The 22,884-nt window shown below is 52.3% G+C and carries 20 protein-coding genes and 3 tRNA genes; 10 read left to right on the top strand and 13 right to left on the bottom strand.

All coding sequences use genetic code 11. The features are described 5' to 3' along the window. Positions 1-4 precede the first annotated feature (4 nt). From H6507_03260 to H6507_03250, 3 genes are read right to left on the bottom strand one after another with little or no spacing between them, the layout of a single operon-like run. Positions 5-1,243 carry a T9SS type A sorting domain-containing protein gene (locus H6507_03260; GenBank protein MCB9368115.1) on the bottom strand — a complete coding sequence of 413 codons (1,239 nt, stop codon included), beginning with the start codon at positions 1,241-1,243 and terminating at the stop codon, positions 5-7. Further along, on the bottom strand, positions 1,240-4,056 hold the full coding sequence (locus tag H6507_03255; GenBank protein ID MCB9368114.1) for a T9SS type A sorting domain-containing protein: 2,817 nt from the start codon (positions 4,054-4,056) through the stop codon (positions 1,240-1,242). Before H6507_03255 ends, H6507_03260 begins: the two co-directional genes overlap by 4 nt. 16 nt (positions 4,057-4,072) lie before the next feature. Beyond that, on the bottom strand, positions 4,073-5,719 hold the full coding sequence (locus tag H6507_03250) for a mechanosensitive ion channel (GenBank protein ID MCB9368113.1): 1,647 nt from the start codon (positions 5,717-5,719) through the stop codon (positions 4,073-4,075). Positions 5,720-5,766: 47 nt separating this feature from the next. On the opposite strand from H6507_03250, the gene H6507_03245 reads away from it, so the two are divergent. After that, positions 5,767-6,876, top strand: a complete 1,110-nt coding sequence (locus H6507_03245) for an SPASM domain-containing protein (protein MCB9368112.1) — start codon at positions 5,767-5,769, stop codon at positions 6,874-6,876. On the opposite strand, the gene H6507_03240 is transcribed toward H6507_03245, so the two are convergent. Continuing rightward, complete coding sequence (locus tag H6507_03240) at positions 6,862-7,440, bottom strand: DNA-3-methyladenine glycosylase (GenBank protein MCB9368111.1); 579 nt, start codon at positions 7,438-7,440, stop codon at positions 6,862-6,864. The genes H6507_03245 and H6507_03240 overlap by 15 nt on opposite strands. A gap of 59 nt (positions 7,441-7,499) precedes the next feature. Here H6507_03240 and H6507_03235 point away from each other — a divergent pair. Further along, positions 7,500-7,572 (top strand) — tRNA-Thr (locus tag H6507_03235). A gap of 172 nt (positions 7,573-7,744) precedes the next feature. Here H6507_03235 and H6507_03230 read toward each other — a convergent pair. Further along, positions 7,745-7,818: transfer RNA gene (locus H6507_03230), tRNA-Arg, on the bottom strand. A 149-nt stretch (positions 7,819-7,967) separates the two neighbouring features. Then, positions 7,968-8,054 (bottom strand) — tRNA-Leu (locus tag H6507_03225). A 98-nt stretch (positions 8,055-8,152) separates the two neighbouring features. On the opposite strand from H6507_03225, the gene smpB reads away from it, so the two are divergent. From smpB to H6507_03195, 6 genes are all read left to right on the top strand, one after another. Further along, on the top strand, positions 8,153-8,623 hold the full coding sequence (smpB, locus tag H6507_03220; protein ID MCB9368110.1) for an SsrA-binding protein SmpB: 471 nt from the start codon (positions 8,153-8,155) through the stop codon (positions 8,621-8,623). A gap of 32 nt (positions 8,624-8,655) precedes the next feature. Beyond that, positions 8,656-9,648, top strand: coding sequence for an FAD:protein FMN transferase (locus tag H6507_03215; GenBank protein ID MCB9368109.1), 993 nt, complete (start codon positions 8,656-8,658; stop codon positions 9,646-9,648). A 74-nt stretch (positions 9,649-9,722) separates the two neighbouring features. Then, positions 9,723-10,640 carry a glycosyltransferase family 9 protein gene (locus H6507_03210; GenBank protein MCB9368108.1) on the top strand — a complete coding sequence of 306 codons (918 nt, stop codon included), beginning with the start codon at positions 9,723-9,725 and terminating at the stop codon, positions 10,638-10,640. Next, positions 10,633-11,904: a hypothetical protein gene (locus H6507_03205; protein ID MCB9368107.1), complete on the top strand. Its 1,272-nt coding sequence runs from the start codon at positions 10,633-10,635 to the stop codon at positions 11,902-11,904. Before H6507_03210 ends, H6507_03205 begins: the two co-directional genes overlap by 8 nt. Further along, the gene (locus H6507_03200; GenBank protein ID MCB9368106.1) at positions 11,885-12,508 is read left to right on the top strand and encodes an ABC transporter ATP-binding protein; all 624 of its coding nucleotides are present in this window, start codon (positions 11,885-11,887) and stop codon (positions 12,506-12,508) included. The genes H6507_03205 and H6507_03200 overlap by 20 nt, the downstream gene beginning before the upstream one ends. Further along, positions 12,505-13,188 carry an energy-coupling factor ABC transporter ATP-binding protein gene (locus H6507_03195; GenBank protein MCB9368105.1) on the top strand — a complete coding sequence of 228 codons (684 nt, stop codon included), beginning with the start codon at positions 12,505-12,507 and terminating at the stop codon, positions 13,186-13,188. Before H6507_03200 ends, H6507_03195 begins: the two co-directional genes overlap by 4 nt. A 52-nt stretch (positions 13,189-13,240) precedes the next feature. Here H6507_03195 and H6507_03190 read toward each other — a convergent pair whose 3' ends face one another. Genes H6507_03190 through H6507_03165 form a run of 6 tightly spaced genes read right to left on the bottom strand, consistent with a single transcriptional unit; the run spans position 13,241 to position 19,828 of the window. Beyond that, entirely contained in the window at positions 13,241-15,124 is a 1,884-nt protein-coding gene (locus H6507_03190; protein ID MCB9368104.1) for an oligopeptide transporter, OPT family, read from the bottom strand. Between the two features lie 29 nt (positions 15,125-15,153). Beyond that, the gene (locus tag H6507_03185; protein MCB9368103.1) at positions 15,154-15,999 is read right to left on the bottom strand and encodes a glycosyltransferase; all 846 of its coding nucleotides are present in this window, start codon (positions 15,997-15,999) and stop codon (positions 15,154-15,156) included. Between the two features lie 2 nt (positions 16,000-16,001). Further along, the gene (locus H6507_03180) at positions 16,002-16,976 is read right to left on the bottom strand and encodes a glycosyltransferase family 9 protein (protein MCB9368102.1); all 975 of its coding nucleotides are present in this window, start codon (positions 16,974-16,976) and stop codon (positions 16,002-16,004) included. Further along, the gene (locus H6507_03175; GenBank protein MCB9368101.1) at positions 16,969-17,934 is read right to left on the bottom strand and encodes a glycosyltransferase family 9 protein; all 966 of its coding nucleotides are present in this window, start codon (positions 17,932-17,934) and stop codon (positions 16,969-16,971) included. The genes H6507_03180 and H6507_03175 overlap by 8 nt, the downstream gene beginning before the upstream one ends. A 12-nt stretch (positions 17,935-17,946) precedes the next feature. Beyond that, a complete protein-coding gene (locus tag H6507_03170; GenBank protein ID MCB9368100.1) occupies positions 17,947-18,717 on the bottom strand; it encodes a glycosyltransferase family 2 protein in 771 nt (256 codons plus the stop codon). Then, positions 18,701-19,828: a glycosyltransferase family 4 protein gene (locus tag H6507_03165; GenBank protein ID MCB9368099.1), complete on the bottom strand. Its 1,128-nt coding sequence runs from the start codon at positions 19,826-19,828 to the stop codon at positions 18,701-18,703. Before H6507_03165 ends, H6507_03170 begins: the two co-directional genes overlap by 17 nt. Before the next feature lie 155 nt (positions 19,829-19,983). Here H6507_03165 and H6507_03160 point away from each other — a divergent pair, with 155 nt between their 5' ends. Then, complete coding sequence (locus H6507_03160) at positions 19,984-21,402, top strand: bifunctional metallophosphatase/5'-nucleotidase (GenBank protein ID MCB9368098.1); 1,419 nt, start codon at positions 19,984-19,986, stop codon at positions 21,400-21,402. Beyond that, positions 21,399-21,833 carry an arsenate reductase ArsC gene (locus tag H6507_03155; GenBank protein MCB9368097.1) on the top strand — a complete coding sequence of 145 codons (435 nt, stop codon included), beginning with the start codon at positions 21,399-21,401 and terminating at the stop codon, positions 21,831-21,833. The genes H6507_03160 and H6507_03155 overlap by 4 nt, the downstream gene beginning before the upstream one ends. A 1-nt stretch (position 21,834) precedes the next feature. Here the strand turns inward: H6507_03155 and dusB are convergent, their stop codons facing one another. Then, positions 21,835-22,881, bottom strand: coding sequence for a tRNA dihydrouridine synthase DusB (gene dusB / locus H6507_03150; protein ID MCB9368096.1), 1,047 nt, complete (start codon positions 22,879-22,881; stop codon positions 21,835-21,837). Positions 22,882-22,884: the final 3 nt, after the last annotated feature.

Raw genomic sequence — 22,884 nt, 5'->3', positions numbered from 1 at the left:
GAGGCTACTTCTGCAGAATAATGCGGTTGGTGACGGCTTCGCTGCCGCGGCGCAGAACCACGAAATATGTTCCGGATGCTTGTGATGTGAAATCAAGCGAGTGCAGTTGAATCCCGTACTGCGGAATCGGCACAAGCGAAACCGTGCGGCCGAGGACGTCAAAAACCCTGAGTTCACCGGCAAGCGAAGACGTTCCAACGTCGATTGTGATTCGCGAATTAAACGGATTGGGAAAGCAATGCAGCAGGAGCGGGGATTCCGCGACCGGCGGAAGCGGAGTGACAGGACTCGTTTCATCGCGAAGGACCACATCCACAAGGACGGGAAGATGGTCGGAAAAATCGTGCAGCGCATCAGCGACACTGTCAGGCACGGCGGTATTTGTGCCATTATTTATCGCCAAATTGAAATGCTGTCCGTCGTTTCCGTAGGCCTTGTATGTACTCGGTAACAAATAAGATCCGGTCGTGTCCATCCACGCCGCGGACGCGAGAATAAAATCGAAGCGGTCATCCATACCGCCGGTCGCTCCGCCGCCGAACGACGTCGTTCGCGGCGATTGCGTATGAATATCCGCAAATGAAACACTGTTGTTCCATGCGCCCGGCCTGTTGATCGGGTCTAAGAGTCTTCCCTGTGGATTGTCCCCGAGAGCAAGCAATAGTTGATATGCAGGCTCAAATGACGTGTATAAATTGAAATCTCCGCAGAACATAAAAAGCGAGTTGTCCGGCAATTGATCGAGCTGCCCTCTAAGAACTTCAGCTTCTTGTCTGCGGCGCTCTGCATTGTCAGCGCCGTCGGAGGCTTTCAGATGCCCAGAGTACATGCGAAAAACCTGTTCGCCCAGCGCGGCACTTGTCAAAACATACTCTGAAAAGTCGCGCAGGGTCGTAGAAATCTGTCTCTGGCTGACCAACGTAACTCGAGAGGAGAGATAGAAGCAGGCGTTGTCCGTATCCGGGCCGTTGATGAAGTTTGCCGCTTGCCAATCCGGATCCATTGGTCTGAAAACCTGGTTCAGAATATTATTGACTGCGGATTGGTCTATGATCTCCTGCATCACAAGCACATCCGGCATTGCTGACCGCATGACAACTTGCAACTCGTCAAGCCTGTCCGTGCTCGACCCCGAAAAGTTCAACCCGTTGTAGGTCATGCACCGAATCGTATCTTGCGCGGAAGTCAGCCCGACGATACACATTTGCAATGCCGCCACTGCATATATAAAAACTCTGTTCATTTAAGGTAAATTATTTTTGTTCTTACCGCGAAATTGTCCCCGCGTAGTTCCGCGAAGTATGTGCCCGTAGCAACCCTTGTGGGCTGCCAAGTTAGTTCGTGAACTCCCGCACTCGCGCGTCCATCCTGAAGTCTCGCTACTTCCTGGCCCGTTAGCGAGTAGATGCTGATCCTTACGTCTGTATTGCTTTGAATCGAGTACGCGATCCGAACTTCGCCATTGAACGGATTTGGATAGGCACTGATCGTAAACTCCTCGACCAATGAAGGGCGACTGTCGACCGCGTCGATTGTGTCGACCCCGATGACTTCTATTGAGTCTACGGTCGCAAGCTCTCCATCACTGACGGATATCCTAAAAACCTGATATCCGGAATCCACGACCGCGTTCGCCGACGGTTGACTTGATAGAACGGTCTCACCCTTCCGCCACAAATAGGAAAGCGCGTCTCCGTCGACGTCATTTGCAGTTACAGAGAGTGAAAACTCCGACGTCGCTCGTGCGACAACAAAACCGCTTTCATCCGGCTCAGGCGACAGCGCCAAGATTTCGGGCGCATGATTCGGATCGAGTGAGTCGAGCGGCAAAGTCAAGAAGGATCGCCCATAAGTTGCGGCAATCAACCGGCGCCCCGGGTCATCCAAGACAACTTCGAGCGTCGGAACGGGAGGCAATCCTCGGCCAAGGACTGACCAATGCTGTCCGCGATCCTGAGACCAAAATACACCGAAGTCTGAAGCGACATACATTCTTGAAGGGAATTCAGGGTCGTACTCCATGTCGTTCAAAGGGACATCAGGAAGAGTCGTTCCCAGTGGAGTCCAGTGCGCCCCTTGATCGCTTGAAATGAAAAGCTGCGCCTCTTGTTCAGCATTTCGGAAGCCGGATATCGTTACACAGACTTCATTGGGATTGCTCGGGTGAGGAGTTACGCGAGTAATCCAGCGCTCAGGCAAACTGCTGTCCCGTCTCTCCCACGTAACTCCGCCGTTTGTCGTAACCCACAAGTTTGCGTCGTCTGTTCCTGCGTAGATAACATTTGAGTTCGCGGGAGACACGCCGATCGTCGTGATGGTACCAAAGCTCAAATTTCCGGATCCGCCACCGTCCGTCAAATCAGGACTAATGGCCGTCCAGAATTCCGCGCGGTTTATTGATTGATATAAACGCTCCGCGCCATAATACATGATTTGGGAATTCGAAGGGTCAAAGACAACGGGAGTCGACCAATTCGTTCGTTCGTTTCCGTCAATTCCATCTGTCGCCCAAAAGAACGTTTGTCCGCCGTTTGAACTCTTGCCGAGTCCCCCATACTGGTATTCTGCATACACGTAGTCGTTGTCGTTCGGATCAACGAGCGTGTAAAAGCCGTCCCCGCCGTAAATGCGCTCGAAGTCGTTCGGTTGGCCGGACATCGTGCGCAGAGTTCCGTTGTCCTGCGTGCCTCCGTACAGTCGTTGCGGCTCCTGCGAATCGTATGTGGCCGCATAAAACTGGATTGCCGGAAAATTATTCAGACTCTCGAAGCTGGTGCCGTTGTTGATTGTACGATAGCAGCCCCCGTCGTTGCCAAGCAAAAACCTGAACGGCTGCTGCGGATCGAACCACAGAGCATGGTGATCGACGTGAACATCTTCCCCTATTTCTGTCCAACTGGCTCCGCCGTTACTTGAGCGATTCAAGCTCACTCCCAACACAAACACGACGTTTTCGTCGTCTGGCCGCACGCGGATATTGCCGAAGTACCAGCCAAAATTTGAATACATGCTCTCGAGAACGCTATCGTTAGTTCGCGTCCAGTTCTCGCCTCCGTCCACGGTTTTATACACGCCAAGCATGTATCCCGGATGGTCGGCAAAACAGGCATAAAGAACATTCGGATTGGACTGCGAAATCGCCAAGCCGACTCGACCTACATCATCGCCAATAGGAGGAAGTCCGGCTGAAAGACGCACCCACGTTTCACCGCGATTGATTGACTTATAGATTCCAGTGCCGCGTCCACCGGCGCGACGGTCTTCGGGACCACGAATCCTCTGCCACATTCCGGCGTAGACAATGTCGGGATTAGCGGGATGAACAACCACGTCACTGGCGCCCGTGGAGTCATTGACAAAAAGTCTGCGCTCCCACGTTTGTCCCGCGTCGCCGCTGAAGTAAATTCCCCTTTGGCCGCCCGTAATGAAAAGTTCGCCCATCGACGCGGCCCATACGTTGGTAGGCGCTTCAGGATGAACCACGACTCTTGCAATAAACCTGCTGTCTGCAAGTCCGCTCAGTTGCCATGTCGCGCCACCGTCGACAGTTTTGTAGAGTCCAGAACCAAAATAACTGAATCCCGCGGAGTTCGCTTCACCGGTTCCACAATAGAGTGTATTAGGATTTACGGGGTCGATGGCCAGCGCACCGATTGACGGCGTCGGCAAATCATCTGTTATCGGGAACCAGTTAGCTCCTGCGTCCGTTGACTTAAGGACTCCGCCGCTGGCACTCGCCATGTAATGAACGTTGTCATCAGTCGGATGCCCCACTATATCCGTAATTCGTCCTCCGATGTTGGTCGGCCCACGCTGTACCCATGTCGGATCTTCATCTAACCTCTCTTGGCGAAAGCGCGCTGCTTCTCGGGCGCCGTTCAGAACTTTTTGAGCATCAAGGTACGGTTCTGGCCATGTACGCTGAAGCATGAACCAATCGGAAGGAAACGGTCCTCGTTCGCCTTTTTTGATATTATAAGTATGCGTCGCGAAGAAGACTACAATTGTGGCAAGCAGGCAACATACCCCAAGAAACAGTTTAACGCTTCGCCTCATGGACACCTCCGAATGCTCACTCTTCGCGGCTGACTCGAAATACGGGCGCTTTGTAGTCGGGCGGCAGTGAATCGTCAGGCATTGCTGCGCGATTGCCGTCCCGCAGCGCCGCGTACGTCGGCGACATAATCTCGATTCCGGCCTCGTTGAACTTATCTTGAATCGCGCAATGAAGCGCCGAGTACAACTCCATCATCCGGGAGGGATATTCCGTGTGCGCATTCAATTCGTACGCGACAGAGTAGTCGTTCAACGCCTTTTGAAGCACAAACGGTGAAGGCGACTCAGAAACACCGTCTGTTTCTCGAGCCGCGCCAAGCAACAGTTCATGCACTTTGCGCCACGGCGCGTCATACCCGATTGTTACCGTGGTGTGCAGAAGGATACCTTCACTGTGCTCTTTGGTGCTAAAGTTGACAATGTGGTGACCGAGAATCGAAGCATTCGGAATTGTCACGTCTTCCATTTTCAGAGTCTGCAAACGCGTCACCAGGAGCGTCTTTTCGACAACATCGCCGATTGTTTCAGCGATTTGCACACGATCACCAATTCGATACGGCCTCATGTACGTCAACACAATCCCTGCAACCATATTGGAAACTGCGGATGTGGAACCGAGCGACAGCAGAACACCGATAAACACGGACACTGCTTTGAATGCAGGCGAGTCCGACCCGGGCAAGAACGGATAGGCGACGACGATTGCCAATAGGAACAAAAGTGCGCGAATCAGCTTGAATGTCGGCATCGCCCAATCAGGATAGAACCCCGGAAGCCTCATGCGATCAAGACTGATTTCCATGGCAATACGGCGGAGCACCCTGACCGCGAACAAGAGAAACGCTCCGACCACGGCAAGCGCGAAGAAGTTAGGGATGTACTCGACGATCCCCTGAGCAATCTCCACGGCCGGTTCACGAAGGTAGTGAACAAGCTGGGTCGCATATCCTGCAGTGCCCGGAAACTGGCTCAGCACGATGACAATATATACAAAGAACAATACGATTACACTTACAACCCGAACTATGCGAAGCAGTGCGTACGCGAAACCGCCGATTCGTTCCGCCGAAAGAAGCTCGACATTTAGAATTCGTATTCCGACGGTCTTGGTTGTCCGCAACCTAACCACACCCCGCACGGCAAACGGGTACAGCGCGAACAAAATTCTAAGCATAAAGAAAAGAACTGACGTTGCCAGCAGCGCATACAAAATTTCTCGAAGGGTTACCGGGGGGATTTGTACGATTCGGGGTTTCGAGTATGCAATCTGTATGGCTTCCGAGAATTCAGCGGCAAGCTCATCCGTCGAGATTCCTAAGGCGGCCGCGTCGCCCGGCGCGATAATACCTATTCGTTTGCCGTCCACGCTTAGCGTCGAAAAACTCTTTCCCGTCTCCACGTCAACTTCGGCAAGTTCGCCGGGGAGAGGTGCGAAACGCTCCAGCCGATCCACCAAGTTCGCCGCGCGCTGCTTAGCGTCGTAAGGGCCTACGCTGGCAAACAAGTCTATTAGCGTGTCGCCGCGGAAAACGACAGGTGCACCGGCAAGTGGCTTTACAGCTTCGATTTCCGGTGTCTTTGCGGTATCCACAGCGGCGACTTCCGCAAAGCAATAGACTGCAGTAAACAGCAGAACCAGAATTGTTGCCAGAAGACGTTGCATGTATTAGAAAACCTTTTAGATTGTCCTCATCAACAGTAGAAGGACTAATGATTCCACGCGGACTTTCACTTCGGCCTGATTTTATCGTTAACCTCGCTGCTCTTTCGAGCAGCTATGCGCTGTCGCACGTATTCAAACGACCTCTCGTTTGGGGCTATCCGATCAGCATTATGATCGAACCCATCAGCCGCTGCAATTTGCAGTGTCCGTTGTGCCCGATCGGTGCGCGCGAATTGACTCGTGACCTCGGAGTGATGTCCATTGAGAACTTCAAGAAGATTCTCGATAATGTGGGTCGGTATGTAAAGGTCGTCGCGCTTTGGAATCAGGGTGAGCCAACGATTAACGACAAGTTGCCCGAGATGATTGCAGAAGCGAACAAACGCGGCATCTATACAATGGTCTCGACAAACGGAACGCTGTTGCACCGGCGCAATCTGATTCCACGGTTGCTGGATGCGGGACTTTCGGAGCTTGTCTTCTCAATCGACGGTCTCACTCCTGACAGCTACAAAATTTACCGCGTCGGCGGCGAGCTTGAAGTCGTAGTAGAGAACATGAAGGAATTTCGAAAGCAGCGTGACGCCCGCGGCAGCAAGTCGCCGAAGATGATCATGCAGTGGCTTCCGATGAAACACAACCAACATGAGATTCCCTACCTGCGTGCAAAAGCAAAAGAATGGGGCGCGGACACGGTCGAGATCAAAACGGCGCAAGTTTATTCGGAGGAACAAGCTGCACAGTACCTGCCGGATTTGGAAGAGCTGCGCAGATACGAACGACAGGGACAAAGATGGGAAACCAAGCGACGTTACCAATCTTGCAAACGGCTCTGGTTCTCTACGATGATCGACTGGAACGGCAACGTCGTCCCCTGCTGCTTTGACAAAAACGAAGACTTCCTGATGGGAAATGTGCTCAAGCAGGACTTCAAAGATATCTGGCACGGCGAGAAATACGATAAGTTCAGAACGCAGCTAATCCGGCACGGGAGAGTCGAAGAGATGTGCCGGAACTGTACGGAAGGGCTAAAGAGTTACTACATTCCGCTGGACGAACTGGAAGCGATGGCGCCGCCCGAAATTCCCCCGGTTCCGCCGGAAAATATGCCAAAGAAACCGGATTACTCGGATTTGTTTGAGCTACCGGTTAAGTAGCAATTTCGCCGAATTGTTTAGCGCTTTCGTTCCGCTTACACAATTGCTGTCAGGATCAAAGAAGCGCCACTGGTGATCTTTCGCTTTGCTGAGTCCGATGCGTGTTGAGCTTTTGACAGCAGTTGCTCGCCCGTCATGGACTATCAGCTTCTCGCCGACTCTGCTTTCATTCAGCGACAGGTCAATCCCCAGAGCAAGCGTCAAGTTTCCCGGCCCGCGGCAGAGGTCCGCAAGTTTCACGTCCCCTCTTCTCCGCCGCATCGCTCCTATCCCTTTGATAGCTTCCGCTGCTCTGATCAGCACAGCTCCGCTCATTCGTTTGTCTGTCGTGAAGTTCAGGCAGAAATGAACCCCATAGCTGCGGTAGACGTAAACATGGCCGAATGAGTCATGCATAATCGCCGATCGCGGCGTTCTGCGAAATCCGTGCGATGCCTCGTCATCGGTATATGCCTCAACTTCAACGATTCGCACGAGGCATGATCTGTACTCGATCAGGCACCCAACCAAATCAGGGGCGATTTCCAGCGTCGGACGGGCAAAAAATTCTGCCGGAAGGGTCATTACAACAGCTTGACAAAAACCTTTGGAATTAGTATAGTTCGGTTTCCTTAAAAACGCAAGCCGCTGTAGCTCAGCTGGTAGAGCAGCTGATTCGTAATCAGCAGGTCAACGGTTCGAGTCCGTTCAGCGGCTCCGCGATAAAAAGACAGCCTAAATGGCTGTCTTTTTGCATTTTAGAGAATTTGCTCAGATAAACTAAGGTAACATCAAAGAAAAATCTAACTTTTGACCTCTTTGGAACCCTAACCACAGGTGCCCGGCCCCCACGAAGCGCGCTGGGTCAAGTATTCTCGATGGCTAGTTGTGCGCCCACCGCGACTCGAACGCGGAACCCTCAGCTTAGAAGGCTGATGCTCTATCCAGTTGAGCTATGGGCGCAAATTTAGAATTTACAAAAACAAAAGAGGCCACCCCGGCAGGTGGCCCCTGAGTGCTGAGGCGCATATCACGGACAACTGGCTGCATCGGAAGCGCGTATCACAACTCACTCCTCTGCGAAGCGCAACGGATCCAGCGTCCACGCTGGCTGGTGCAGGAGGCGGGACTCGAACCCGCACGTCCCGAAGGACACTAGTACCTGAAACTAGCGAGTCTACCAATTCCACCACTCCTGCGGAGGAACCGAAATTATAAGCATTTCGGGCCGATTTGTCAAGCCAGTTCGCGGTTGGACTCTTGCCTTTCCTCTGATTTTTTGTTACTTTAGCGGGTCATGGAGGCCAACGAAACCGTGAAGGTTGTCGCGCAAAATCGCAAAGCCCGGCATGACTACCATGTCATCCAGACTTATGAAGCAGGCATTTCACTTCTCGGAACGGAGGTCAAGTCCGTCCGAGAGGGACATGTCAATCTTCGTGATGCCTTTGCGCGCGTACATGAAGGCGAAGTCCTCCTCTATTCCATGGGCATCAGCGCCTACCGGAACCGCGGATACACTGAAGTCGACGAGCGCCGCGTGCGCAAATTGCTTTTGAACCGCAGTGAAATTCGGAAGATTCAGCGGCAAGTTCTGGAAAAAGGCTACACCTTGGTTCCTCTTCAAGTTTACTTCAAGGGGCAATATCTCAAAGTTGAGCTGGCCGTTGTTCAGGGAAAACGCGAGTACGACAAACGCGTTACAAAAGAAGAGCAACAAGCGAAACGTGAGCTTGACAGAGAAATCAAGAATCGCCGGAAGTACTAATAACATTCAATTCACTTAGATAGAGTGCCGCCATGCGCCATTTCGTAACCATTTCCCTTTTCGCCGCCTTAATCTTGGCTGTCGGCTGCAAGAAGGCCGAAGAGAATTTCCCAAGTGAAACACGCACAGTTTTCGGAGTGCCCGTAACTGTGTCAATCTTCATGAAGGATGCGAAACCTGAAAACCTAAAACCCGCGTTCGATGCAGCTTTTTCCATGCTTGGCGCTTACGAAAAGACCACGGTCGCGCCCGGCCCGGAGAACCAGCTTGAAAAGATCGCTGGCGGTGCAGGCAAAGAATCCGTCCCTGTCGATACAACTGTCTATGCGATGCTGATGCGCGCACTGCAACTCAACGACATGACGGGGGAGGCATTTGATCTACGTTACGGACCACTGCTTGACGCATGGCTGGCGAGCGGCAAACCCGTGAAACCTTCTCAGGCAGATCTTGACAGCGCTCTTTCTTTGATTAAGACTGGTGGAATGTTCGTCGCCGGCAAGGCGATTCTACTCTCCAAACCCATGATGCGGTTTGACGCACGAGGGTATGCCGACGCCTGGGCGATTGACCGCGCCGCGGAGAAGCTGAACCAGATGGGTTTCAATGCATTTGAAATAAGAACCCCATACGCCGTTCGAGTCGTCGGCATGCCCATGAACCAGCAAAATGTCGAGGTGATGCTAAGTTCCGGCCAGCCCGGCGACAGCGCTTGGGCGTGCGTTTCCATGGGCCAAGGAGGGCTTGCGTATTTGCCTGCGGAAGCTCGCGATGCGAACGGATACAGACTGGTTGTTGATCCACGAACCGGAGATTTACCGGACGGTGGTATGGTGGCGATGGCGAAAGATTGTGCGACGGCCTATGCTCTCGCGTATGCCATGCTTGTGGATGGCGACGGCAGCAAGCTCGACGACAAGGGAAAAGCGGAGTTGATGGGCAGCGTTCGTGTAAGCGGGAGCAAACCAAATTATTCCCTTGCGGCCGAAGGCTCCCTCAAGGACAGGATTAAGACCCTGAACTAACCTTGTCCGATTCGGGCAGCATTCTTGTCATTCGCCTGTCTTCTTTGGGAGACGTTCTTCTTTGTGCGCCGACGATGCGCGCACTCCGTAACAGGTTTCCAGAGGCAAGAATCGACTTCTTGGTTGCGAGCCAGTTTGAGGAAGCTGCCAAGCTCCTTCCCGGAATCGACCAAATCATAGTCTTCAACAAAAATGAAGGATGGCGCGGCCTGCTTAGGCTGCGCCGTTTGCTTTCTCGACGGTACGAGATTATTGTTGATTTGCAGAACAGTTTGCGCAGTGCTTTCTTGCGCACATTTTGTTTTCCGCTCCTGTGGTCAAAAGCCTCACGTTATCGATTCAGGCGCTGGCTGCTTATTCGTTTCAAAAAGAACTATTACAAAAAAGTACTTCCTGTACCGCTTAGGTACGTCGATTCGGTAGATACGTTCGGCGCAAAAGACGACGGACTCGGTCTGGAATTGGTTAACATCGACACCGACCCTGACACTACGAGAAAAAATCTCGTTATCCTCTGCCCCGGCGCCAAGCACGCAACGAAGAAATGGCCCAAGGAAAATTGGAAAACGCTGGCAGAATCGATTAAAGAGTCTGGATTTACATTGGTTGTGTGTGGTGTACAATCAGAAGCGGAGGTGTGCCGGGAAATTGCCGGTGATGGCGAAGTGTGGATTGATGCTCCTCTTGCGCACATCGGTGCATTGATGAAGAGCTCGGCTGCTGTTGTTTGCCATGATTCGGGGCTCATGCACCTTGCGACGGGCGTCGGCGCACGCACGGTCGCGTTGTTCGGCCCGACCGTCGAAGAATTTGGGTTCTTTCCATTTCGTGGCCGCTCGATTGTATTGCAGCAACAGCTCGCTTGTCGGCCCTGTTCGGCCTTCGGGGCAGACAAATGTCCGTTGCACCACCACAACTGCATGCGGCTGACCACACCAGATAATGTCATGCAAGCCTTACGAGAAGTTTCCAGCCGGCACGACCATGAGTAATTACTCTCTGACAAGTCTGCTGTACAACGGGATTGGCTATCCCGTGCTCTCGGTTGGAGCGCATGTTGCCGCGGTATTCTCGCCCAAACTGCGGGAAGGTCTGCGCGGGCGGCATTTGTTGCAAGGTCATGTACGAGAATTCAGACTGCGGAATCCTGATGCACGAGTCGTGCTTTTTCATTGTGCGTCAGCGGGAGAACTCGAAGGTGTGAAGCCGCTCGCCGCGGCCTGCCGGGCACGCGGCTATCTGCCGTGTGTCACGTTCTTTTCGCCGTCAGCGCTTACCGTGCTTGGAGAAAACGAGTTTTCTTTCGCCGACTACAGCCCGTTTGACTCCCGGCGTGCGGTCAGGGAATTCTTGCAGGCGCTTAGACCGGAAGCCGTGATGATCAGCAAGCACGACGTTTGGCCAAATCTCGTTTGGCAATCCGGAAATCTCGGAGTATCTGTTTGGCTTATCAACGGGAACTTTCACGAGGGTTCACTTAAGTCATGGCCACTACTCCGTGGAATACACAGATCCATCTACTCCAAATTGAAAGGTATCCTCACTGTGTCTGAAACGGACGCGCAGCGTGCCCGGCATATTGTAGGATCTGAGTGCTTCGTCGATGCAGTCGGTGATTCAAGATTCGACCGCGTTTGGTGGCGGGCGCAAATGGGGCGTGCTCCTTTTCCGGAGCTTGACACGGGCCTTCGAAACAGAGCTTTTGTCGTCTGCGGCAGCACGCATGAACGTGACGAAGAGATATTGCTTTCAAGTCTAAACAACATTCGCAAACAACATCCGTCCCTGCAAATGTTGGTCGTACCGCATGATCCGTCGGATGCGGCGCTTCAGAGAATTCAAACTCGCGCGGAAGAGTGCGGTTTGTCCCACAGTGAGATCCGCGGCAACTGCTGCGAGGCAGACGTGTTGATTGTCAATGAAAAGGGTGTCCTTGCGGACCTCTACCGCTACGGAAAACTCGCTTATGTCGGAGGCGGTTTTGGCCGCGGTGTGCATAGCGTATTAGAACCGATGGCACATGGTCTGAAGGTGATATGCGGACCTAGCATCGACGTGTCGCGTGAAGCGCAGGACGCGCGCGACGAGCACCTCTTGCGAGTTGTTGAGGCTCCGGACGACTTGGCATCTGGGGCCATTGACCTGCTGGACAAACCGGATGATTCCTCCGTAAAGAACTTTGTGCGACATCGTTCGGGGACTGTTGACAAGATTCTTGACTTCGTGTTGGCTGACCGTGTCGCTCCTCGTTCTTGACCGTATCCGCGCGGGTTATGGTGCGAAACCGGATGTTTTGCGCTCTGTTTCGCTAACGGTAGAACAGGGCGAGCGGATTGCGGTTGTCAGCAGCAACGGAGCCGGAAAGACCACTTTGCTGCGAGTCGCAGCCGGGTTGTTGAAACCGCGTTCGGGCACAGTCGACTACACAGGAAAATCCAATCCGGCCTTTTTGTTTCAAGTTCCCAGACAACAACTCGTTTGTGGGACCGTTCGCGAAGAAGTCGAGTACACGCTGAAACTTAACGGCACGAGCAATGTCAACCTCAACACTCAGGCGAACGATATCCTCGCGCGCTTTGACCTTAGTGAACTTGCTGATCGGGCACCGCATGCACTCTCCGGCGGTCAACAGCAGAAAGTCGTACTGGCCGCTTCACTTGCCCGTGCTCCTGAACTCTTGCTGCTGGATGAAGTGGATTCATATTTGGACGGCAAATCCCGCCGCGAGTTTCGCGCGTTTTTTTTTGGTTCTGTGAAGTCAGCGACAATTTGGGCGGTCAGTCGTCCCTCTGAACTTCCGGCGGACATGAAGGCTTTTGTACTAAAGGACGGCGTACTTTTGCCGTACGGTCAGCCATGAATGATGGGAACCTACCGCTGATCCGTATTCGCAATTTGGACTTTCAATATTTGCCGGACGTCCCGGTATTGCGAAACGTCAATTGCGAATTTCGCTCAGGTGAGCTGCTCTATCTTGTTGGAGAATCGGGAAGCGGCAAGAGCACACTGGCGCATTTAGTTGGGAGGATTCTTCAGCCAACGGCAGGAAGTATCGAATTCGGGAGTGATTTCTACCCGTCGCTGGTCCTGCAATTCCCGGAACTACTGTTCTTATTTGACTCTATAAGAGAAGAGTTTGACAGTCTGAAAGACCCTGAATTGCGACTCTTCGCTAAAGATTTAGTTTCGAGATTCTCAATTGATATCGAGTCTCTTTCGGATATTCCTCCAACTTCCCTATCGTTTGCCCAACGGCGTGTCGTAGCCACGGCCCTGCAATGCGCGCGGAGCCGCGAGGTGATCGTACTCGATGAGCCGACGCTTGGATTGGACGAACGGAATGCCACGGTATTGGCAGACTGGCTGCGTGAAACGTGCCAAGACGGGTCATGCTGTATCGTGGTTACACATGACCTTGAATTGATCGAAACAGCTCCCGGAAATGTGCATATCCTTAGGCAGGGACAACTAAAGTGGAGAGGGGGTTCCACGGAGTTTCTCGAATCAAATGATCTATTGTCGCTTGCAGGTTCCGCTTAAATGAAAACGGCTCGTCATATGACGAGCCGTTCAATTTTGCTCCAGCTTGAAATTACTTCACGGAGCGCCACAGCGCGAAAAGCAGAATGCCGTATGCAATGATGGTTATCGGAAGTTCCATTGTTCCGAGTATCCCGCCGAAGGCTTCAAGGGAAAAGCCGACTGTCGCAAAGAGAGCGAGTGCAATCCCGACGAGTGCTTCACCCGCAATTAGACCTGAGCTAAACAGCACGCCTCCGTCTTCGGCCTCTGAAAGTTCGTTTCTCTGACTGGCAAAATGCTTAATTAGCGCTCCCGACATGATACCGACTGATAGACCGACAGGCAAGTACAATCCTACGGCAAAAGCGAGCGACGTCACTCCAAACAACTCGACAATGGCCGCAATAAACATCCCAAAGAATATTAAGCTCCATTGCAGTTTGCCGTCCATGACGCCTTCAATCAATATCGCCATCAAGTTTGCCTGCGGCGCTTGCAAGGCGTTCGGATGCGCCGCGTCCTGAACGAAGCCGTAGGTGCTTCCCAACAAGTGAACCACCCATCCGACGACGACGACACCTGCAATGACACCGACGAACTCTGATATCTGTTGTTTGCGGGGAGTCGCACCAAGAATGAAGCCGGTCTTCAGATCCTGCGAAATATCACCGGCCATGCAAATTGCGACACAGACTACGGCACCGACCATCAAAGCTGCCGCCATTCCTTCGATGCCACCGATTCCGAAGGCAGAGAACAACAACGTGGTACCAAGCAGAGTAGCGATCGTCATGCCACTAACGGGATTGGATGAGGATCCCACAAGGCCAACGATTCGCGACGCAACCATCACAAAAATGAACCCAAACACGGCGATAAGCGGTATGACAGCCGGGACATGGGGCGCAAGAAGCCACGACAACAGCGATACAATCGCCGTTCCCGCAAGGACGAACCGCGGCGGAAGGTCATCATCCGTTCTTTCAGAGGTCGCGGCGGCGGCACTTCTTCCGCGCATTTTTGTCAGTGAGCGAAACAGTGAAGGCAGAGCTTTCAATAGGCTTAGTATCCCGCCCATCGTCACTGCGCCGGCTCCGATGTAGCGAACATATTGGGATCGGATCGTCTCGCTGTCCATGGCGGAAATCAGAGCGTCCGTCACCGGGAAGATTGGCTTGATAGCCGACTCCCCAAAGAAAGCAATTACGGGCACGAGGACCATCGAACTCAACAAACCACCCGCCAGCATGATCGCCGACACACGCAAACCGATGATGTATCCTACGCCGACCAGCGCGGGGATTGCATCGATTCCTAAGTAAGCCCGGGAAGGCGTACGGAAGACGTATGTCAAATTCTCCCGAATAATTGCCGCTCCTGTCAGGAGTTTATATCCTGCACCCGCAAATAAACCCCAAAATACTTTCTGTGCGTGTGCGCCGCCGCGCTCACCGGCCAACAGGACTTCTGCACAGGCTGTGCCTTCTGGGTACGGAAGTGTCTCATGTTCGTCGCGAATCAGCATGCGGCGAAGCGGAATCATCATCAAGATGCCGAGCGCGCCGCCAATAAGGGAAATGTAGGCTATCGTTGAAAGACTTGGGATTTCTACGTCACGCCCCGCCGCACTCCAGATGTAGAATGCCGGAATCGTGAAGATAATTCCCGCCGCAAGCGACTCGCCTGATGAAGCAACCGTTTGAACGATGTTATTTTCGAGAATCGTTCCGCCTTTGAATATCTTTCTCAGGATGAACATCGACATCACCGCCGCCGGTATCGAGGCACTAACTGTCATTCCGACGTACAAACCCAAATAGGCGTTCGCCGCGGTAAAGACCATTCCCAAGACGGCTCCGAGAATGAGTGCTCGCAAGGTCGACTCCGCCATCGTCGTCTCAGCGGATACGTAGGGGCGAAACACCTTTTTCGTATGTTCGTGCGGATGATCCATTTTACTCCCTCGTTAAGGACATTCGTGCTTCAAATCGTGTTCTCAAATTCTGCCAATGCGTTCTCTAAAACGTGATCCCGAGTAACCACTGCGACTGCTTTCTGCCACAGCAACCCTATCGGCTGAAGAAATTTTTGGAACCCGCTCGCATATCGTCTTGAAAACAATAGCCTGTTGCGCCACGTTGCTTCGCGAATCTTATCTGCATTGGCCGATGAACGAATGGCACCGGTAGTATGGTGCAGCACGCGCGCGTTTTCACAGTACAAAACGTCGTAACCTTCATGTCTTGCTCTTTGACTGAGATCAACGTCTTCCCAGTAAAACGGATGAAAGGCCGCGTCAAACCCTCCAAGCGACTCAAACAACTTGCGGGAGAATAGAGCATGCCCTCCCACTGCATACGAAGTTTCAGATACGCCGTCTATCAGTTGTAACTGATCTTTGGCGTTGTGCAGGATTTTTGCTATTCCAAAGCTCCAGATCAACCGCTTAGCGCCTTCGCGCCGGTTACCGTCGACATCAACCGATTGGAGCGATACCGCGAACAACATCTCGTTCTGAAGAAGTTTCCGTAAGGAATCCCTAACATCTTCTATTAACTCGGAATCGTCATTGAGCAGCAACACCCATTCAACTGAGCAACCCAATACGGCGTGGTTCGCCGCTGCGGCAAATCCCTGATTCCGATCGTGAACGATCCACTTTACGGTCGGGAATTCTTTTGTCAACGCATCGGCAACTTGACCATCTCCGCTGTCATCAACAACTGTCACGTTTGAGAGCCAACCGGCATCGATCTTCTTTACTGAGTCAAGGCAACGTCGCAGTCTTGCTGCGTCTTTGTACGCGGGAATCGCGATGCCGAATTCCATTTTCACAGCTCGGGCAACCACGCGGCTTGACTTCGCATTACGGTATCACATGCAGGCTCATTCATGATGACCGGCACAACTCGAATGCCTTCGTATTTTGGTCGCCATTTGACTTTTTCTATTTCGTACCTATCGTCTCTTCGAAACAGAGCGATTCCGGGAACTTGCGCCGCCGAAGCAATGTGCATCGGACCGCTGTTCGTTCCGATAAATGCCGTCGCCATCGAAATTACCGCCATTGTCAATCGAAGCGGGATGTCCGTCAATGCAACTGCGTTGTCAAGTTCATTGGCAAGTTTTTGTGCCCGACTCCCTTCACTTTCACCGCTTCCGATTATTACTACGTCTTTATTCCGGACTAAGGTTCGCAACAGATCTCTGCGGCATTCCGTGCTGACAAAATCGGCACCACTTGTATATCCGCCAAAATGTGCTACGGTAAATTCACTTTGTACGCCGGACTCGGCAAGAATACATTCTGCTTCTTTACGTTCACACTCTAGAACCTTTATCTCAGGCAAAAACGGCACATCGGCTGCAGCGCCGATCTTTCGGACGAGCCGGAGGTCAAGCTCTGTGACGTGAACCGATTCGTCGTAGGGAATCGTCAGGTTCAGTAGCGGCGCCTTTTGGTTTGTTTCGAACCCGACGCGTTGTTGTGCACCTCCAAGCCGGGCCAGCAGACCGTTGCGAAAGAACCGTTTCAGAAGGATTGCCGTATCTGGAGCGAAACTTCTAATTTGCCGTAACGTGCGTAGGTAGCCGAATGCCCCGCGGTCTCTGCCTTTTCTGTCGTAAACTATCAGCCGATCAAAATAGGGGAGGTTTGCAAGAAGTTCTTTACCTACCGGATCCACGAGAACTGCAATTTGGGCTGAGGAAAAACTTTCACGCAGACATCTGAGTGCCGGGACAGCAGCTAGAGTGTTTCCGATTGAACCATTGCGAAACACAAGTATGCGGCGGGGATCAGACATTGCTATCGATTAGCAGTCTCTTTATCGCTTGCCACACTTCGGCAATATCCGGCGATACATTGGGTCCTCCAACAGCAATATGCTGCGGGCTATTCGGCGGCGTCCAATACTCCCACGGGTCATTTTGAAATACCGTGATCGTGCGTGTACCAACTGCAACTGCGAGATGCTTGGGCCCACCATCATTGCCGACGAAGCAATTACAAAGTTTCAGGAATGCCGCCATGTCACCTATATCTTGAAATGACGCAATTGACTCATCTGCCAAATTTGCTTTTGCGCAAAACTCCGATGCTATTGCGGCTTCACCCGGTCCAGCAATGACAGCTATTCGAAATCCTTCAGATCGCAGTTTTCGCGAAATATCGGAATAGCGGTCAAGCGGCCATCTCTTGTAGTCGCGGCGGCTTGTGACGTACATTGCGATAGTTTTAGCCGCCTCAACACCCATTTTCTCTTTTGCGTGTTTCTCATTCTCCTCGGAGAGAGCAATAGCGGGAAGACAATCACCGTTTGCTGCGTTCAATGCTTTTGCAAACTCAAGTTTGTGGACAGCACTGTAAACCGGTGTGCGGGGATTCTGGATAGCGATTCTATGGGTATAAAGAAACTGCCGCACCGACTTGGAAAAGCCAATTCTCGTATGAGCACGACTCAGCGCACAAGCAATCGCTGTTCTCGGATCGGAGAGAAAATCAAGAGCAATATCTGCCTTCTGATTGCGGATAGCAGTCCCGAGCGCAATCGCAGAGGGTGACCTTTCTACGTCGACTACTTGGTCGACAAACTCGAGTCCTTCAAAAACGCGCTTGACATGGGACTCGCTTAGGACACATATGTGTGAATTTGGGTACTTTAGTTTGATTGCCCGTAATGCCGGAATGGCAAGCAAGCTATCCCCTATCCTGCGAAAGAGCAGTGCTGCTATTCTCTTGCCGTCAGCATTTATTGTTCCCATCACTGTCGAATCTCAGTTCCGGATGTTCAACAATTCACGCAGGTATGCATACTTCAAGAATGTATAAGTTGCCTGTCCGTTTGCGATTACTAACCCGTGGAATCCGTCGAGGAAACCACGCTGCATTACAAAACACCGAAACCACGCCCAGGGCGGCCGCAACAACAGATCAATGACAGAGGTTCTTTTCCCCAGGGTTTTCATGGCAATCGCCGCAGCACGTGCCGACGAGATGTTCTTTCGAAGGTGCTCATCAATCGTTCTATACGTATAATGCAGCAAATCTCCTTTGAGCCTCGACTTCGATTTACCGGAGAATTCGACAATCACGTGTGGTTCCATTCCCCCCCATTTCGCGGCACCCGCTCGATAGAGAAAGGTCCTCCACTGGGGATACCAACCGGAGTGATTTATCAACCGCCCTGCGTAAACTCCGTGACGGTTGATGTCAAATCCATCGACTTGCGGATCGCTCGCAAAGGCCATGCGAATGCTCTCGGCCAGCTCGTCCGTAACAACTTCGTCCGCGTCAATACAAAGTATCCACGGGTGAGTCACTTGTTCGCAGCCAAAATTCTTTTGTTCTCCGTACCCATTCCATTTCCGATGAAAGATCCGTGCGCCGAATTGTTCGGCGACGTCAAGAGTACCGTCCGTTGAGCCGGAATCAACGACGACAAACTCCGAACAGAACGAAGCCGCGGCAAGACAACGGCGGAGATTCTCTTCCTCGTTCATCGTAATCACCACAAGTGATATGGGCAGCTTACTTACGTTGGCCATGTTGAGTCTCAACTTCGCGGTAGAAATCCAAAGTTTTCGAGGTCATTTGCTCAAGCGTAAACTGAGCGTTCAGCAAGTCGCGCCCGCGCTTTCCGAATTCAGGTAAATCTCGGCGGTGTTTAAGGGCTGAGACGAGAGCGTCGGCCAATTCCTGCGGATTTGTGGATGACACAACCCACCCGTTTACATTGTTGTAGACCACCTCCGGCAACACGTTGACGTCCGTAGAGATGATGGGTTTTGAATAAGCCATGTACTCAAGGGCGATTCGACACACCGCCTCGCTGCGCACCGACGTTATGATGCCCAAGTCGATCTCCGTCAATAACGGCCGAATGTCCGGCAGTCTTGGCAGGAAACGCAGGTGCTCATCTACACTTCGAGACCGGGCATATTGCTTCAAATCTGCGGCAGTTCGCTGCTGGTTGTCGTCACCGGTCAGCAAAATGACCATCTGCTTCCGGGTTTCCTCGGGCAACATCGCAAGCGCATCAATGAGAAGTTCTTGACCTTTTTCAGGATTCATGCGGGCAACAATCGCCGCAAACAGCGCATGCTCGGGAATTGCAAGCTGTTCTCGAAATGTCCCGCGATCCACGGGCGGGAACATGCTTAGGTCAAGCCCCGCAGGAACGACCCTCTGAAGTGTATTCTGAAAGAGGAAAACTCGTTCATAGCGCGGCAAAGAAGACCCAGTCGAGTAGATCATGCCGTCCGTGCGTCGCTCGTGAATTAGCTTGTTCATAGCGTTGCCCTTCGGTGAACGAGGCTCTGCGACAGTCCGGATCAAGGGCAGACGACCTTTATTCACAAATGCCAAGTACGCGTGACCCGGCGGGCAATGAGGATTAAGCACGTCCGGTTCGAACTCACGAATTGCACGACCCAAGGCACGCGCCGACCGTGCTATCTCAAGGGGGTCGGAACTGTGGAATCTCCGGTCAAAATCTCCGAAAATCCCTTCAGTTTTCGCCCTTTGCGAAAGCGGGGAATTCCGTTGGGCAAAGAGAAATACGCCATGTCCCTGCTGAATTAGCCCGCGTGCAAGATGAAATGTGTACCAAGCCATCGCACTGGCGAAGCGCACATGACAGGTTAACAGAATTCTCATCTACATTAACTGCGGGTCATTTGGGCACACTTTCGGCTTGAAAGTGAAGTTGGCCAGATGTATATTGTGGCTGTAAACAAGGAGGGAAATTGAAGATCTGGATAGTCTTTTGCGTTCTAATTGTCGGTTGCGCCTCAACAAACACGCTGACAATTATGCATACCAATGATATTCATGGGCATTTTGCGGCTGAACGGGCTGCGTGGCGGCAAGATTCCGCCATGGTAGGAGGATTTGCCGTCTTGTCAGGTGCTCTTGATAGCGTGCGCAAATCGGACGACCGTACGATCTATCTTGACGCAGGGGACTTAATGACTGGAAATCCGATCTGCAACATGGAGGTGGACGGTCTCAAAGGCGCGGCACTGCTTCACATGTTGAAGCTGTGCAAGTGCGATGCAATCGAAGTGGGAAACCACGAATTCGATTTGGGCCCCGAACACCTTCGTGACTTTCTTGCGACGACCGACGTATCTTGGGTGTGCTCAAACGTCCAGGAGAAATCCGATCACAAGGCTATTTGTGCAGAATACAGAATTATCGAACGCGACGGCCTGAAGATCGGAGTAATTGGACTCATCTTAACCGATCTGGCAGGAGTTGTGTCACAACATGCAATCGAAGATTTCAATGTACTCGATGCTGCGGCGGCAGCACAGCCGATGATCGATGAAATTGATCCCGCCACAGACGTGATCGTTCTACTCACTCACAACGGCGTTGACAATGACATCGATCTGGCGCGCCACGTTTCCAATTGCGACGTCATTGTCGGTGGGCACAGCCACACCAGATTGAAGGAGCCGCTCGTCGAGAATGGTGTCATTATCGTACAGGCCGGTTCGTTTCTCAAAAACCTCGGAGTCCTCAAACTTCGCGTAAAGCACGACAAAGTGGCTGATTTTGACGGCAAGCTGGTTGAGCTTGATGTTGCGCGATTCGCACCCGACTCCGAAATCTCAGATTACTGCAAAACCTACGAGGATCAGATCAGCCGCGAATACGGCGAGATTATTGCCACTACAAGTTCAAACTTGACTCGTGAATATGCCGCAACCAGTCCGCTTGGCAATCTCTTGTGTGATCTGCTCCGTCAACACTATGAGACGGACATTGCGTTGGTAAATTCCGGAGGAATTCGCAAGGATATCCCTGCCGGCCCGATTCGCAAACTTGACATTGTTGAGATGCTCCCGTTCACAAATTCCGTAATGACTTTCGAACTCAGCGGTAGGGAGATATTGCTGTTCGCAAATCAACAGGCGCGCGCGCAAATAGGCGGAAAGTCTGAAACCCTGCAAATGTCCGGACTCGAAATCTCATACGCAGAAAAAAGCGGCGAGCCCAATGACATTGAAGTACTCGTAAACGGATTGCCCGTCGACGCGGATCAAAACTATCGCGGCGTGTCCATTGACTATGTCTTGAAATCTCAGGCCGAACAATATCTGGGCTTCGTGCCGCAGCAAACACAGGACACCGGTGTGCAGTTCAGCGACTTCATCATGTCTTCGCTTGCCTCGGCCAATCAACCCATCTCACCAATCACGGAAAAGAGACTCATCAGAAAATGACGTCCAATCATAAGCCAAAGGTCCTTGTCCTTTGTACGGGCAACTCGATGCGCAGTCAAATGGCCGAGGGCCTCCTTCAAAACTTTTTAGGAGATCAAGTTGATGTGTACTCTGCCGGCACGCACCCCAGTTATGTCCATCCCAACACAATAAAGGCCCTCGCAGAAATCGGAATAGATATCTCGCATCACAAATCAAAGAGCGTCAACCAATTCGTCGGGCAAGACATTGACTTAGTTATCACCGTCTGTGACAGCGCCAAAGTCAATTGTCCGGTCTTGCCGGGCGCGCGCAAGACCATTCACCATCCGTACGACGATCCTTATGATCTGGGACCGTCTGAAGATCTTGATACCGTGTTCGCGGTGCTTCGAGAAAAGATGCGCAGCGAGCTAATTCCGCTGGTCCGAAAGGAACTTGCCCTTTCCTGACTTACGTCCAGACTGGTGCACTTTCAAGTACGTCGGTAGGTCTCGGAATTGGCTGATCCGGAAGCCCGGCGAAAAATTCGTTCATTTCCGCAATTACTTCATGTGGATCAAGCAGCTGCATCGCTCGACTTTTAAACCGCGAACAGGAATGCAGACCTTTTACGTACATGATCAAGTGCTTGCGAAACTCCAGCGTGGCACGGACCGGATCACCGAAAAATTCCACAAGCATCATCAAGTGCTGCTCGGCCGCCTCGTGACGTTCGTGCGGTGTCGGAGCTGGGTGTTCCTCTCCGGTTTTCAGAAAGTGGTCAACCTCCCGAAAAATAAACGGGTACCCCATTGCTCCCCGACCAATCATCACAGCGTCACATTTTGTGGTGCTTAGAAGTGTCCTTACGTCTTCCGCATTCCGCACGTCGCCGTTCCCGACTACGGGAATACCAACCGCGTCCTTGACCTCCCCAATCCACTCCCAGTGCGCACGTCCCTGGAAGAACTCGCTGCGAGTCCGAGCATGCACGGTGATCCATGCTGCGCCTGCACCTTCGACAGCCTGAGCAACTTCAACGGCGTTAAGTGAACGATGGTCCCAACCGGAACGTATCTTGACTGAAACAGGGATATCGACTGCCTTGGCAGCCGCTTCGACGATTCGTGCGAGCAACCCGACGTCTTTCAAGAGGGCCGCGCCTCCCTGATTCAAGATAATCTTCTTGACTGGACAGCCGAAATTCAAATCAAGTCCGTCGGGGTCAAGATCTCTCAGCAGTTTCGCGGCATCGGCCGCTTGATCAGGCGATGTCGCGAAATACTGAATGAAATACGGTCGCTCTTCTTTATGAAAACCCGCCATCTTGCGGGTTTTTTCATTTTTTCTACGAACACCTTCGCCAGAAAGCATCTCAGAAAAAACCAATCCGGCACCATACCTGCGCGATATGCGCCGCATGGCCGTATCTGTCCAACCGGCAAGCGGTGCCAGGACGACAGGACGGTCAAGCGTAATTGGACCGAGTTGCGTTACAAGCGATTTGTTTTCGTCCACGTC

The organism is Calditrichota bacterium (genome assembly GCA_020637445.1).
Classification (GTDB): Bacteria; Electryoneota; RPQS01; order RPQS01; family RPQS01; genus JABWCQ01.
The sequence above is the reverse complement of the archived record's forward strand: the minus strand, read 5'-3'. Positions and strand labels throughout refer to the sequence as shown.

Excerpts from the sequence above, each read along its gene's own strand:
- H6507_03180 (MCB9368102.1), bottom strand. The coding sequence starts at position 16,976 with ATGTCTGATCCCCGCCGCATACTTGTGTTTCGCAATGGTTCAATCGGA.
- H6507_03190 (MCB9368104.1), bottom strand. The coding sequence starts at position 15,124 with ATGGATCATCCGCACGAACATACGAAAAAGGTGTTTCGCCCCTACGTA.
- H6507_03205 (MCB9368107.1), top strand. The coding sequence starts at position 10,633 with ATGAGTAATTACTCTCTGACAAGTCTGCTGTACAACGGGATTGGCTAT.
- H6507_03170 (MCB9368100.1), bottom strand. The coding sequence starts at position 18,717 with ATGGCCAACGTAAGTAAGCTGCCCATATCACTTGTGGTGATTACGATG.
- H6507_03175 (MCB9368101.1), bottom strand. The coding sequence starts at position 17,934 with ATGGGAACAATAAATGCTGACGGCAAGAGAATAGCAGCACTGCTCTTT.
- H6507_03245 (MCB9368112.1), top strand. The coding sequence starts at position 5,767 with ATGATTCCACGCGGACTTTCACTTCGGCCTGATTTTATCGTTAACCTC.
- H6507_03155 (MCB9368097.1), top strand. The coding sequence starts at position 21,399 with ATGACGTCCAATCATAAGCCAAAGGTCCTTGTCCTTTGTACGGGCAAC.
- H6507_03210 (MCB9368108.1), top strand. The coding sequence starts at position 9,723 with ATGCGCGCACTCCGTAACAGGTTTCCAGAGGCAAGAATCGACTTCTTG.
- H6507_03250 (MCB9368113.1), bottom strand. The coding sequence starts at position 5,719 with ATGCAACGTCTTCTGGCAACAATTCTGGTTCTGCTGTTTACTGCAGTC.
- H6507_03215 (MCB9368109.1), top strand. The coding sequence starts at position 8,656 with ATGCGCCATTTCGTAACCATTTCCCTTTTCGCCGCCTTAATCTTGGCT.
- H6507_03185 (MCB9368103.1), bottom strand. The coding sequence starts at position 15,999 with ATGGAATTCGGCATCGCGATTCCCGCGTACAAAGACGCAGCAAGACTG.
- H6507_03255 (MCB9368114.1), bottom strand. The coding sequence starts at position 4,056 with ATGAGGCGAAGCGTTAAACTGTTTCTTGGGGTATGTTGCCTGCTTGCC.
- H6507_03195 (MCB9368105.1), top strand. The coding sequence starts at position 12,505 with ATGAATGATGGGAACCTACCGCTGATCCGTATTCGCAATTTGGACTTT.
- smpB (MCB9368110.1), top strand. The coding sequence starts at position 8,153 with ATGGAGGCCAACGAAACCGTGAAGGTTGTCGCGCAAAATCGCAAAGCC.
- H6507_03240 (MCB9368111.1), bottom strand. The coding sequence starts at position 7,440 with ATGACCCTTCCGGCAGAATTTTTTGCCCGTCCGACGCTGGAAATCGCC.
- H6507_03160 (MCB9368098.1), top strand. The coding sequence starts at position 19,984 with ATGCATACCAATGATATTCATGGGCATTTTGCGGCTGAACGGGCTGCG.
- H6507_03260 (MCB9368115.1), bottom strand. The coding sequence starts at position 1,243 with ATGAACAGAGTTTTTATATATGCAGTGGCGGCATTGCAAATGTGTATC.
- H6507_03165 (MCB9368099.1), bottom strand. The coding sequence starts at position 19,828 with ATGAGAATTCTGTTAACCTGTCATGTGCGCTTCGCCAGTGCGATGGCT.